The organism is Streptomyces akebiae (assembly GCF_019599145.1).
GTDB lineage: Bacteria > Actinomycetota > Actinomycetes > Streptomycetales > Streptomycetaceae > Streptomyces > Streptomyces akebiae.
Window position 1 is genome coordinate 2,624,965 of record NZ_CP080647.1, and the last position, 12,468, is coordinate 2,637,432.

General features: G+C 72.7%; 9 protein-coding genes and 1 pseudogene. 2 read left to right on the plus strand and 8 right to left on the minus strand.

Features of this window, described 5'->3' with window-relative positions; genetic code table 11:
- Positions 1-72 precede the first annotated feature (72 nt).
- The 3 genes from K1J60_RS11300 to K1J60_RS11310 all read right to left on the minus strand — a co-directional run bounded on the left by K1J60_RS11300 (position 73) and on the right by K1J60_RS11310 (position 3,547).
- Positions 73-1,116: a LacI family DNA-binding transcriptional regulator gene (locus tag K1J60_RS11300; protein WP_220646110.1), complete on the minus strand. Its 1,044-nt coding sequence runs from the start codon at positions 1,114-1,116 to the stop codon at positions 73-75.
- On the minus strand, positions 1,106-2,479 hold the full coding sequence (locus tag K1J60_RS11305) for an amidohydrolase (protein WP_220646111.1): 1,374 nt from the start codon (positions 2,477-2,479) through the stop codon (positions 1,106-1,108). Before K1J60_RS11305 ends, K1J60_RS11300 begins: the two co-directional genes overlap by 11 nt.
- Before the next feature lie 144 nt (positions 2,480-2,623).
- Positions 2,624-3,547: an LLM class F420-dependent oxidoreductase gene (locus K1J60_RS11310; RefSeq protein ID WP_220646112.1), complete on the minus strand. Its 924-nt coding sequence runs from the start codon at positions 3,545-3,547 to the stop codon at positions 2,624-2,626.
- A 238-nt stretch (positions 3,548-3,785) separates the two neighbouring features.
- Between K1J60_RS11310 and K1J60_RS11315 the strand changes: the two genes are divergently transcribed.
- On the plus strand, positions 3,786-3,953 hold the full coding sequence (locus K1J60_RS11315) for a hypothetical protein (RefSeq protein ID WP_192829562.1): 168 nt from the start codon (positions 3,786-3,788) through the stop codon (positions 3,951-3,953).
- 180 nt (positions 3,954-4,133) lie between these two features.
- Here K1J60_RS11315 and K1J60_RS11320 read toward each other — a convergent pair whose 3' ends face one another.
- The 4 genes from K1J60_RS11320 to K1J60_RS11335 form a co-directional block, all read right to left on the minus strand.
- Positions 4,134-4,610, minus strand: a complete 477-nt coding sequence (locus K1J60_RS11320; RefSeq protein ID WP_033525220.1) for a DUF6099 family protein — start codon at positions 4,608-4,610, stop codon at positions 4,134-4,136.
- Positions 4,611-4,803: 193 nt separating this feature from the next.
- Positions 4,804-5,121 (minus strand): nucleotide pyrophosphohydrolase, encoded by a 318-nt coding sequence (locus K1J60_RS11325; RefSeq protein ID WP_220646113.1) that lies wholly within the window; start codon positions 5,119-5,121, stop codon positions 4,804-4,806.
- Between the two features lie 151 nt (positions 5,122-5,272).
- Positions 5,273-6,448: an AAA family ATPase gene (locus K1J60_RS11330; protein ID WP_220646114.1), complete on the minus strand. Its 1,176-nt coding sequence runs from the start codon at positions 6,446-6,448 to the stop codon at positions 5,273-5,275.
- A 229-nt stretch (positions 6,449-6,677) separates the two neighbouring features.
- A complete protein-coding gene (locus tag K1J60_RS11335) occupies positions 6,678-7,067 on the minus strand; it encodes a cell division protein SepF (RefSeq protein WP_033525281.1) in 390 nt (129 codons plus the stop codon).
- Between the two features lie 437 nt (positions 7,068-7,504).
- Here K1J60_RS11335 and K1J60_RS11340 point away from each other — a divergent pair, with 437 nt between their 5' ends.
- Positions 7,505-11,770, plus strand: coding sequence for a molybdopterin-dependent oxidoreductase (locus K1J60_RS11340; RefSeq protein WP_220646115.1), 4,266 nt, complete (start codon positions 7,505-7,507; stop codon positions 11,768-11,770).
- 55 nt (positions 11,771-11,825) lie between these two features.
- Here the strand turns inward: K1J60_RS11340 and K1J60_RS11345 are convergent.
- Positions 11,826-12,443: pseudogene (locus K1J60_RS11345) on the minus strand (response regulator transcription factor); the annotation flags it as partial.
- Positions 12,444-12,468: the final 25 nt, after the last annotated feature.

The following is a 12,468-nucleotide window of genomic DNA, read 5'->3' on the forward strand; positions in this document are numbered from 1 at the left end:
TGGTGGGTGTGCTCTTGGTGGGTGGCTCGTGGTGGGCGCGATCGTGAGGGGGCCGGTCGCGGTGGGCGTGGTTCAGCGGGCGGCGGGCGGCGCCGTGCTCCCCCGCACCTTCAGCTCCACGGGGAGGGTGTGCCGGGACGCGGGCGGGACCTCGCCCCGGGAGACGTACTGGAGGAGTTGCGCGGTGGCCGTGCGCCCGACGTCGTAGGCGGGCTGGTGGACGGTGGTCAGCGGCGGGTTGATCAGCGAGGCGGCCCGGATGTCGTCAAAGCCGACGACGGAGACGTCCTCCGGCACGGACAGCCCGGCCTCCCGCAGCGCGGCGAGCGCGCCGAACGCCATCAGGTCGTTGGCCGCGAACACGGCGGTGCGGTCCGCGAGCCCGCCGTCGTCGAGCAGTTCGACGACGAGGCGGTGTCCGGACTCCTCCTTGAAGTCACCCGTCCGCTCGACGACATCGCCGTGGAAGGCCTGGCGGAAGCCGTGCGCGCGGGCCGCCCCGCTTCGCAGGTCGCGTGGGCCGGTCAGCATCAGGGCCCGGCGGTGGCCGAGCGCCCGCAGATGCTCGCCGACCAGCCGCCCGCCCGCCTCGTGGTCGGCGCTGGCGATGAGCGCCCCGCTCAGGCCCTCCACCTCCTCGTCGGCGAGCGCGATGGGGAACTTGCCCATCAGCGCCTCCAGCCGCCGCCGGGACGGGGGCGACCCGGAGGCGTACACCATGCCGTCGATGAACCGGCTGCGGATCATGCCGAGGTAGCGGTCCTCGCGGTCGGCGTCGAACTCGGTGTTGCACAGGATCAGCCCGTACCCGAGGTCGTGGGCGGCGTCCTCGGCGCCCTTGGCCAGCTCGGCGAAGAAGGTGTTGCTGATGTCCGGGATCAGCAGGCCGATCACGGAGGTGGCACCGGCCTGGAGGCTGCGGGCCAGCGACGCCGGCACGTACCCCAGCCGGTTGACGACGCTCCGCACCCGGGCGGCGGTCTGTTCGTTGACGGGACGGTTCCCGCTCAGCACGTGCGAGACGGTGGTGGGGCTGACCCCGGCCGCCGCGGCCACGTCCTTGATGGAGGCGGCCCGGCGCACGGCGGACCGGTCATGGGCGGTGTCACGGGTCATAGTGCTGCACCGCCCTCCCGTGGGAGGTGTCGAGGATCCGCGCCACGCGCGCGTCGGCCTCGGCGAGCAGCGCGGGCTCGTCGACGGTGAGGAGCCGTCCGTCACGCATCAGCACCCGCCCGTCGACGACCACCGTGCGGACGTCACTGGCGCGGGCGCTGTAGACGAGCGCGGCACGCGCGTCGTGCAGTGGACGGCAGTGTGGGCCGGACAGGTCGGTGAGGACGATGTCGGCGCGCATGCCCGGCTCCAGCGCACCGATCCGGTCGTGGAGCCCCAGGGCCCGGGCCCCGCCCCGCACGGCCGTCCGCAGGGTGTCGGACACCGTCATCCAGGTCGCGTCCCGCACCGCCTGCTTCTGCGTGAGCGCCACCAGCCGGAGCGCCTCCCACACGTCGAGGGTGTTGTGCCCGGCGGCCCCGTCCGTGCCGACGGCCACCGTGATCCCGGCGCCCAGCAGGTCGCGGACCGGCGTCAGCGGGGACAGCGCGTGCTTGAGATACACCTTGGGGCAGCAGGCCACGGCGGTCCTGTCCGCGTACTCGGCCAGCAGCGGCAGATCCCCTTCGACGATCCCGCACCCGTGCGCGATGAGGGCGCCCGCGTCCAGGACACCGGTGTCGTGCAGCACCCGGACGGGGGTGATCCCACGCCGCTCCAGGCTGGACTCCGTCTGCTCCAGGTGCTCGGCGGCGTGGATGTGCATCCGCACCCCGAGCCGCCGGGCGTGGTCGGCCAGGGTCCGCAGGTCCTGGTCGTCGACGGTGTACGGCGCGTGCGGCCCGAGCGAGACGGTCACCCGGCCGTCGGACCCGCCGTGCCAGGCCTCGGCGAACGCGACGCCGGCCTCCAGCGCCGACGCGCCACCGCTGCTGAAGTAGGTGGGCGCGATGTCGGCCCGCAGCCCGGTCTCGGCCACCGCCTCGGCGATGCGGTCGGGGAAGAAGTAGTGGTCCGCGAAGGTGGTGACGCCCGACCGGATCATCTCCGCACAGGCCAGCAGCGCACCGGCCCGCACGTCGTCGGCGGTCAGATTGGACTCCATCGGCCACACGCGGTCGTTGAACCACCCCTCGACCGTGACGTCCTCGGCCGCGCCCCGCATCAGCACCATCGGGCTGTGCGTGTGCGCGTTCACCAACCCGGGCAGGGCCAGCATCCCCCGCCCGTCGACGACCTCCGTGCCCGGCTCCAGCGGCCGCTGCGCCTCCGTCGGCCGTACGTCCACGATGACGCCGTCCGCCACCACGATGTCCCGCCCGGGCAGGACCTCGCACTCGCCCTCCACCGGGACGCGCAGCACGTCACAGCCACGCACCAGGAGGCGGCGGCGGGTGACGGAAGGGGGCGTTCCGTCGCTCATGCGGCACAAGCTAGATATCCAAAACGTTTTGCACAACAACCAGACGCTTCGGTTATCGGAACGGGCCCCGGGGCCGGGGCCCGGCTGTGACCGCCGCGGGCGGCACCGTCCCGCGCCTCCGGGGCGCGAGACGGAATCCCGCGTCTACGACAGCTGGGACTGCACCTGGCCGGAGATCAGCTCCAGGTGGTCCAGGTCGTCGAGGTCGAGGACCTGGAGGTAGACGCGCTGGGAGCCGATGGCCTGGTAGCGGCCGAGCTTGTCGACGACCTCGGCCGGGGAGCCGGCGAGGCCGTTGGCCTTGAGCTCGTCGACCTCACGGCCGATCGCGGCGGCGCGCCGGGCGACCTCGGCGTCGTCCTTGCCCACACAGACGACCAGGGCGTTCGAGTACACGAGGTCGTCGCCCTTGCGGCCGGCCTCCTCGGCGGCCTTGCGGACCCGGCCGAACTGGACCTCGCTGTCCTCGATCGACGCGAACGGCATGTTGAACTCGTCGGCGTACCGCGCGGCGAGCCGCGGGGTGCGGACCGCGCCGTGGCCGCCGACGAGGACGGGCAGCTTGGCCTGCGCGGGCTTGGGCAGCGCGGGCGAGTCGGTCAGCTGGTAGTGGGTGCCCTCGTACGAGAACGTCTTGCCGACCTCGGTGGCCCACAGGCCGGTGACGATGGCCAGCTGCTCCTCCAGGCGGCCGAACTTCTCCTTGGGGAACGGGATGCCGTACGCCTTGTGCTCCTCCTCGAACCAACCCGCGCCCAGGCCGAGTTCGACACGGCCGCCGGACATCTGGTCGATCTGCGCGACCTGGATGGCGAGCACACCCGGCAGGCGGAAGGTTCCTGCAGTCATCAGGGTGCCGAGGCGGATGCGCTTGGTCTCGCGGGCGAGTCCGGCCAGGGTGATCCAGGCGTCGGTGGGTCCCGGCAGGCCGTCCGACGAACCCATGCGGAGGTAGTGGTCGGAGCGGAAGAAGGCGTCGAAGCCGAGGTCCTCGGTGGCCTTGGCGACGGTGAGGAGGGTGTCATAGGTCGCCCCCTGCTGGGGCTCGGTGAAGATGCGAAGATCCATGCCTCCATCCTGCACGCTGACCCCCCGGTCAACGGCACCGGTCCCACCAGTGCCTTGGGGCCACGGTCGGGTGAAATTCCGTCAACCCGGCTCCCGCGACGGACGGGGTCAGTGACCGGCCGGAACGGTGATCGTTGCTCGGGAGGAGCCGGACCGCCCGGCACCCGTCGCCGGCGGCCGCTGCCGGGACGCCCGCACCACGTGCCCCTCAGGGGGCGAGGGCCGAGGAGGCCGTCACATGTCCCAGGAAGCCGTGCCGGAGCAGGCTGCCGTGCCTGCGCAGCCAAAGGGTCTGCTCCAGCAGATGGAGGAGCTGATGGCTGCCCTGAACGCGGACCTGTCCCAGCTCGACGCGGAGTTCTCCGCGCCGCGTGCCGCCGCCGCGGAGGAGAGCGACCCCGCCTGACCTTCTCCGAGCCGCGAACCCGACGCCCGGCCACGCCTTCCCGGCCGGGCGCTCGCCGTGTTCGGGGGCCGCGTCCCCTCTTCCGCCGCTGAGCTGCGTTGTTCGACTGCGGGTGGGTGGGGGCGGTCGCGCAGTTCCCCGCGCCCCTGAACAGCTAGGGGGTGCCCCTTCCCGAACGGCTCACCCCGCCGCCGCGTCTCTCTCCGACAGCACCTGGTCTCTCACGGCCAGGCGCCGCAGCATTTCCAGCACCCGGTCCCGCGCCTCGTCCGCCGCGTCGATCGCCTCCATGCACTGCCAGTACGTCGCCTCGTCGTCCGCTCCGCTCGCCAGACCCACGAGCGCGATGCCGACCTCGCCCAGCAGGCCCCCGAGCCGCAGCAGCGACTCGTGGGCGTCGCCCAACTCGGTGAGCTGGGCGGCGCGTAAATCGCCCACGCCGAGCGGCGGGGCGCCGAGTATGCCGCAGCCGCTGCCGGCCAGCTCGGTCAACCCCAGTGCCTCACCGCGCAGTTCGGGAGGTCCCGAAACCGCGAGGCGGCTCCCGATCGCCTGGGCGAGGGCATAGGACTGCCACGCCTCCGCCATGATCTGAGGTCCCTCGACGCTGCCCGCCAGAGCGCGCCTGCTCGCGAAGATGAGCCGCACCGCATCCATGCGCTGTCCCCGACTTTCCCCGACGCGCTCTCACACGTCCGCCCGAACTCCTGCCTGTTCATTACCCACAGTGAGGGCCACTGAGACAGAAAGCCAGAGGAAGCCCGAAATCTGTGGATAACAAGTCGGCTATGGACAACCTTTCAACTCCGGAGAGTGACAACCGGACGGGGGTGCTCGGTGTCGAGCGTCCTCAGGGTTGCCCCGGCGCCGGAAATCTCCGTTCGTTGCGGTCGATCTTCGCATCCAGCGCTGACAACGGATCGATCCCCAACACCTCACAGAGCTGGAGCAGATAGGCGAGCACGTCGGCGACCTCGTCCGTGACGCGGTGGGCGGTACCGGGGTCCGACATCACCCGCGCCGACTCCTCCGGCGTCAACCACTGGAAGATCTCGACCAGTTCGGACGCCTCGACGCTCAGCGCGGAGACCAGGTTCTTGGGCGTGTGGTACGGCTGCCAGTCGCGGGCGGCGGCGAACTCGGCGAGCCGCCGCTGCAGTGCCGCCACATCAGGCTTCCGCTCGGGTCCGGCACCTGGCCCGGTCGCGGGTCGGGGTGCGGATCCGGCGCCTGGCCCGGTCGCGGGTCCTGCACCCGCCCCGGTCGCGGGTCCAGGTTCTCGCACGGCTTCGGGCCCAGGGCCTCGCCCCGTCTCGGATTCAGGATCTTTCACGGTTCAGGTCTACCACCGTCGCCCCCGCCACTCCGGCGGCCCAGGCGGCGTCGCTCACCGCGCCGACGAGCCGGATGTGCCCCCGCTCGCACATCCGGGCCGCCAGCCGCACCAACTCCCCCGCCTGCCGGGGGTCGAGCGCCCGGTCGAAGCCGTCGGCGAGGACCGTCAGCGTCTGGAGTGCCGCCGGTACCTCCGCGACCTGGTCGATCTCCAGCACGCCGGGACCGGTGAACAGCACGAGTGCCAGCGCGAGGTACCTCAACTCGCCGTCCCCGAGCAGGCCCAGGGCCGTCCGCACGCCGTCCCCCCGGTCCAGCACCGCCCGTACCGCGCCGTCCCTCACCGGCTCGGCGAGCAGATCGAGGACCGGCCCCGCGCAGCCGTCGCGCACGGCACCGACGAGCAGCGCGTGCCGCCGGCCGCACTCCGTCCGCGTACGCCACAGCACGTCGGCGAGGTTGTCGCAGCCCCGCAGCAGCCGGCCGGAGCCGCGCGGCACGGCGGCGCGCATCCGGCCGGGGCGGGGGTCACAGGCGTAGACCGAGCGGAGGGCCACCACCATCTGCTCGGCGGCGGCGAGGACCCGGCGCTGTCCGTCCGTCTTGCCGGCGACACGGAGCGGGAGCAGCGCGGTGCCGAGGCGGTCGTCGGGCAGGGGCCCGCGGGTGACCGGCGAGGAGCCGGCCGTGTGCCAGGCGGCCTGGACCACGGGGCGGCTCGGGTCGACGAGCGCCGTCTCCAGCAGGGTGAGCCCACCGCACGTCAACCGCTCGCCCACCACACGGAGTTCGGGCTCGGCCTGGACGGCGACATCGAGGTGCACGGGCCCTTCGGGGCCGTCGGCCGTGCAGCCGATGCGGAAGCCCCGGCGCCGCTGGGCGTCGGGGCGGGCCCGTTCGGGGACGCAGCCCAGCGGGTCGGGGAACGCCTCGTCGAGGCGGGCGCCGCCCCCGAGCACGGCCAGCGCCTCGTACGCCCTGAGCGCGGTGGTCTTGCCGCTGCCGCTGCGCCCGGCGAGGAGGGTCAGCGGGCCGAGCGGGAGGAAGGTGTTCCGGTGCCCGGCGAAGGCGGAGAGCCGCAGTTCGGTGATGCTCGGCCGCTCCGGACGCGCCCCGGCGTCCACGCCGGGCACCACCGGCGACAGGGATGACACGGTCATATGCGGACACTAGGGGCCCACACCTCAGGCAAACCGTTCCGTCGAGTGGATCTTCCTACGATCGAGGGAGCGCCCCGCCCGGGACGAGGGCGCCCCGCCGCCGTGGAAGCGCCCCGCTCCCACGGCGCGCCCGGAACCGGCTTCCCCGGCCGCGCCTGGACCAAGGCCCGCCGAAGCGCCGGAGCGCCGGAGCGCCGGCACCAGAGTCAGGACCGCCGCACGCCTCGCGTCACACCCCGGGGACCCCGGCGCCTTCCATCAGCCCCCGCACCTCGGTTCCCGGTGGCGTGAGAAGGAACACGTTCCGGTCGACCCGGTGCATTCCGGACGCCAGGCCGAAGACGACGCCGGTGCTGAAATCGAGCACCCGCTTGGCGGTGTCGGCCTCCGCGCCCGACAGGTCCAACAGCACCGGAACGCCCGCCATCAGCGTCTCCGCGACCTCGCGGGCGTCCGCGAAGACGTTGACGCGCAGCACCACGAAGCGGCGTCGGGCCTCCGTCTCGGCTTCCGGTATGGTCCGGTGGCCGACCGCGGAAGGCCATGCGTCCCGGCCCCGCAACGGCACGACCTGGGCGAGCCCCTCCCACTGTTCGTCGGTGACATCGTGGCTGTTCACCCTGTTCACCGGCCCTCCCCCTGGCTCGCACTGAATGACTGCATCGGCCAATTCTTACGCATGGTCACCCGTTCGGCCCAACAGCGACACGGACCGCGACCCCTGCGTTCCGGACGACGGCCGAAACCCGCCCTCACAGCCCCTTGCGCGGCCGTGTGTGGCGGGCGTAACGCCTCATGATCAGATCATGTGACACAGGCGTAACGGGCAATTCGTACGATCGAGCCTGCCGGGCGGTGATCCGGAGACTGAGCGGAAGCCGACCGGCGGCCGTACCGGAGGGCGACCGGCCACCGCGCCGGAGAGCGAGGGGCGGTCACGCCGGACAGCGCCGGCCGCCACACCGACAGCGACCGGTGGACCGACCGGACTACCGACCGGCCCGCCGAACGGACGACCGACCGGACACCCCGGACGCCGACAGAGAGGGGCCGCCCGTGGCCGCACAGGGCCCGCAGAGCACCACGAGCCAGGTGCGGACCGTGTGCTCGTACTGCGGTGTCGGCTGCGGCATGCTGCTGGACGTCGGGATGGGTCCCGACGGCCGACGCACGGTCCTGAAGGCGTCCGGCGACAAGTCCCACCCGGCGAACTTCGGTCGCCTCTGCACCAAGGGCGCGACCACCGCCGACATGCTCGCCGCACCCGGCCGCCTCACCACCGCCCTCGTGCGCGACGACCGGGGCGACGAACCGGTCCCCGCGCCCGTCTCCGACGCGATCGCCGAGACCGCCCGGCGGCTGCGCGCGATCATCGACGAGCACGGACCCGACGCGTTCGCGTTCTACGTCTCCGGCCAGATGAGCCTGGAGGCCCAGTACCTCGCGAACAAGCTGGCCAAGGGCTTCATCCGCACCAACCAGATCGAGTCGAACTCCCGGCTGTGCATGGCGAGCGCCGGCACCGGCTACAAACTGTCGCTGGGCGCCGACGGGCCGCCCGGCTCCTACGAGGATCTCGACAGGGCGGACGTCTTCCTCGTCATCGGCTCCAACATGGCGGACTGCCACCCCATCCTGTTCCTCCGGATGATGGACCGGGTCAAGGCGGGCGCGAAACTGATCGTCGTCGATCCACGCCGCACGGCGACGGCCGAGAAGGCCGACCTCTTCCTGCGGATACGCCCGGGCACGGACCTCGCCCTCCTCAACGGGCTGCTGCACCTGCTGCACGCGGACGGGCACACCGACCCCGACTTCATCGCCGCCCACACCGAGGGCTGGGAGGCGATGCCCGACTTCCTCGCCGACTACGCGCCGGACGCCGTCGCCGAGATCACCGGCATCCCGGCGGACGACATCCGCGAGGCCGCCCGGCTGATCGGCGAGGCCGCCGAGTGGACGAGCTGCTGGACCATGGGGCTCAACCAGTCCACGCACGGCACCTGGAACACCAACGCGCTCGTCAATCTGCATCTGGCGACCGGCGCGATCTGCCGCCCCGGCAGCGGCCCGTTCTCGCTCACCGGCCAGCCCAACGCGATGGGCGGGCGCGAGATGGGCTACATGGGGCCCGGACTGCCCGGTCAGCGGTCCGTGCTCGTGGACGAGGAGCGGGCGTTCGTCGAGGAACTGTGGGGGCTGGAGCCGGATTCACTGCGCGCGGACGGTGTCGGCAAGGGCACGGTCGAGATGTTCCAGAAGATGGCCGACGGGGAGATCAAGGCCTGCTGGATCATCTGCACCAACCCGGTCGCCTCGGTCGCCAACCGCAGGACCGTCATCGAAGGGCTCGAAGCGGCCGAGTTCGTCGTCACCCAGGACGTCTTCGCGGACACCGAGACCAACGCGTACGCCGATGTCGTGCTGCCCGGCGCGCTGTGGACCGAGTCCGAGGGCGTCCTCGTCAACAGCGAGCGCAACCTCACGCTGGCCGTGCCCGCCGCCGACCCGCCGGGCGAGGCGATGGCCGACTGGCGGATCATCGCGGCCGTCGCCCGGGAGATGGGCTTCGAGAAGGGCTTCACGTACGACAGCGCCGAGCAGGTCTTCGAGGAGATCAAGCAGGCGTGGAACCCGAAGACCGGGTGGGACCTGCGTGGCGTGACGTACGACCGGCTGCGGTCGGGGTCCGTGCAGTGGCCCGCGGCTTCGGAGGACGGGCCGGCGCGCAATCCGATCCGCTACGTGGTGGGGAACGGTGACGCGAGCGGTGACGGCGCGGCGGACGGCGACGGTGCGGGCGGTGCTGGTCCGGCCGGCCGGGGGCTGCTCTTCCCGACGGCCAGTGGCCGGGCCGTGTTCCACGCGCGGCCGCACCTGCCGGCCGCCGAGATGCCGGACGACGACTATCCGTTCGTGCTCAACACCGGGCGGTTGCAGCACCAGTGGCACACGCTGACGAAGACGGGCAAGGTCGCCAAGCTCAACAGGCTGAACCCCGGGCCGTTCGTGGAGGTGCATCCGCAGGACGCGGGTGAACTGGGCGTGCGGGACGGGGACTCGGTGGAGGTCGCCTCGCGGCGGGGTCGGGCCGTCCTTCCGGCGGTGGTCTCCGACCGTGTGATGCCCGGGTGCGTGTTCGCGCCGTTCCACTGGAACGACCTGTTCGGGGAGTACCTGAGCATCAACGCGGTGACGAGCGACGCGGTGGATCCGCTGTCGTTCCAGCCGGAGTTGAAGGTGTGCGCGGTGTCCCTGGCGAAGGTCGCGGCGCCGGCGAGGGTTCCGGCGCCCGTCGACAGCGAGCCCACGGGGACGTCCGCGCCGGTGCCCACCCCGACGGCGGTCCCCGTACCGGTGGCGCCTCCTGGGCCCGCGTCGGTGACCGTGCCGACCGCGGTCGCCCCGGGTGCCAACCCGTTCGGTCTCGAACCCTCGCCACCGCCCGTCCTCTCCGCCCAGGAACGGCAGTACCTCACCGGGTTCCTCGCCGGGCTCGGATCAGGGGTGCGGGGGGTGCCCGTGCTGCCGGCGGACGCGCCGTTCGCGCCCGAGCACGCGGTGTGGGTGAACGGGGTGCTCGCCGGGATGTACTCGCGGTCGGCGGCGCCGAGCGCGCCACCCGCCGCCGAACCGGCCGGACGCGAGGTCGTCGTGCTGTGGGCCTCGCAGACCGGGACGGCCGAGGAGTTCGCGACGGCGGCCGCCGAGCATCTGGGCGCGGCGGGGCACCGGGCGACGCTCGTCGGGATGGACGAGGCCGCGCCGGACCGACTGCCGCGCGGCGCCGACCTGTTGCTGATCACCAGCACCTTCGGGGACGGCGACGCGCCCGACAACGGCTCCGGGTTCTGGGACGCGCTGTCCCGGCAGGAGGCCCCCCGCCTGGACGGTGTGCGCTATGCCGTGCTGGCCTTCGGCGACTCCTCGTACGACGACTTCTGCGGGCACGGCCGCCGACTGGACGCCCGGCTCGACGAGTTGGGCGCGGTGCGTCTGGCCCCCCGTACGGACTGCGAGCCGGACTACGAACCGTCGGCGGACGCCTGGCTGGGCCAGGTCATCACCGCGCTCGGCACGGGCCCGGACGGAGGCGACGGCGGGGGTCGGCCCACGGCTTGGGGAACGACGCCGCAGGGCTCCGCCACCCTCACCGTCCCTCCGGTCACCGCGCCCACGTCCGCGCCGGTCGCCCCCCGCTCCGCGAGGCCCGCGCCCGCCGCCGCCCGGCTGGTCGGGAACCGGCTGCTGAGCCTGCCCGGGGCTGCAAAGGAGGTGCGCCGGTTCACCTTCGACACCAGCGGGACGGGACTGTCGTACGAGGCGGGCGACGCGCTCGGGGTGCGGCCGGTCAACTCCCTCGACCTGGTGGCGGAATGGCTGGCGGTGACCGGCCTGGACGGTTCGACTCCCGTGACCGTGGACGGGCTGGGCGAGGTGCCGTTCGCCGAGGCACTGCACCGGCATCTCGACATCACCCGGATCACCTCGGACCTGCTCCGCTTCGTCGCCGAACGCACCCGGGACGACCGGGAGTTGAAGAAGCTCATGCGTCCGGACAACAAGGACGGGCTGGCCCAGTGGTCCTGGGGACGGCAGGCCGTCGACGTGGTCGCCGAGTTCGCCGTACGGGCCTCGGCCCAGGAGTGGGCCCGTGTCTTCAAGAAGCTGCAGCCCCGCCTGTACTCGATCTCGTCGAGCCCGCTCGTCGACCCGCACCACATCTCACTGACGGTGTCGGTCGTGCGGTACGAGAACCTGCGCGGGCGCCCGCGCGGCGGGGTCTGCTCCCCCTTCCTCGCGGACGGCGAGGCGGACCTGGAGGTGCCGGTCTTCGTCCAGCGCTCGCCGCACTTCCGGCCGCCGGCCGACCCGGTGACCCCCATGATCATGGTCGGTCCGGGCACCGGTGTCGCGCCCTTCATCGGCTTTCTGCAGGAACGGCGGGCCCTCGGCCACCGGGCGCCCAACTGGCTGTTCTTCGGGGAGCAGCACCGGGCGACGGACTTCTACTACCAGGATGAGCTGACCGATCTTCAGGAGTCGGGTGTGCTGAGCAGGTTGGACACCGCCTTCTCCCGTGACCAGCGCGCCAAGGTCTACGTCCAGGACCGGATGCGCGAGCACGGGCCCGAGCTGTGGCACTGGCTCCAGGACGGCGCCCGCTTCTACGTGTGCGGCGACGCCTCCCGGATGGCGAAGGACGTCGACCGTGCGCTGCGGGACGTCGCGGTCACCCACGGCGGAATGACCGAGGACGAGGCAGCCGTGTACGTGAAGCAGCTGGCCACGGAGAAGCGGTACGTGCGGGACGTGTACTGAGCGTTCCGAGCACTGAGCGGTTCCGCGCAACTGAGCGGTTCCGGTTTCCCGCTCGGATCCAGCCCTGCTGCCACGCGTGGTGCGCGGCCGCGTGCCGGGTGGGGGCACCCGGTTCGGACATCGCGGCCGGCAGGTAGTTGCGGACCGTGCCCGTGCCCGTGCCCGTGCCCTGGGCCAGGTGGACCTCGACGGCGATCTCGGCGACCGAGGCGCCGGTGCGGGCCGCGCGCAGCACCTGCAGTTCGCGGTCGCTGAGCGAGCAGTCGTCCTCGGTGAGGGCGGACGCGGCGATGTCGGGGTCGACGTAGCGGCGTCCGGCGGCGACATCGGGGATGATCTCCGCCGGCCGCGCGGCCGGGGTGGTCTTGGGCACGAATCCGCGCACCCCGGCGCTGAGCGCCCGACGCAGCACCGCCGGGCGGGCGTGCCGGGTCACCAGCACGACGCGGGTGGGCAGTTCGGCGCCGATCTCCTCGGCGGCGCGCAGCCCGTCCGGCGGCGGCATCTCCAGGTCGAGCACCGCGAGGTCCGGGCGGAACTCGCGGGCCAGTCGCACCGCCTCGGTGGACGCGGACGCCTCGGCGACGACCGCCAGGTCGTCCTCCAGCGCGAGCAGGGCGGCCAGGGCGCTCCTGACGAGGTCCTCGTCGTCCGCGATGAGCAGCCGGATCATCGTGCGCTCCTTTCGTACGGCGTGC

Bases quoted from the DNA above. Each gene is read 5' to 3' on its own strand.
- K1J60_RS11330 (WP_220646114.1), bottom strand. From the start codon at position 6,448: ATGACCGTGTCATCCCTGTCGCCGGTGGTGCCCGGCGTGGACGCCGGG.
- K1J60_RS11320 (WP_033525220.1), bottom strand. From the start codon at position 4,610: ATGGATGCGGTGCGGCTCATCTTCGCGAGCAGGCGCGCTCTGGCGGGC.
- K1J60_RS11300 (WP_220646110.1), bottom strand. From the start codon at position 1,116: ATGACCCGTGACACCGCCCATGACCGGTCCGCCGTGCGCCGGGCCGCC.
- K1J60_RS11315 (WP_192829562.1), top strand. From the start codon at position 3,786: ATGTCCCAGGAAGCCGTGCCGGAGCAGGCTGCCGTGCCTGCGCAGCCA.
- K1J60_RS11310 (WP_220646112.1), bottom strand. From the start codon at position 3,547: ATGGATCTTCGCATCTTCACCGAGCCCCAGCAGGGGGCGACCTATGAC.
- K1J60_RS11305 (WP_220646111.1), bottom strand. From the start codon at position 2,479: ATGAGCGACGGAACGCCCCCTTCCGTCACCCGCCGCCGCCTCCTGGTG.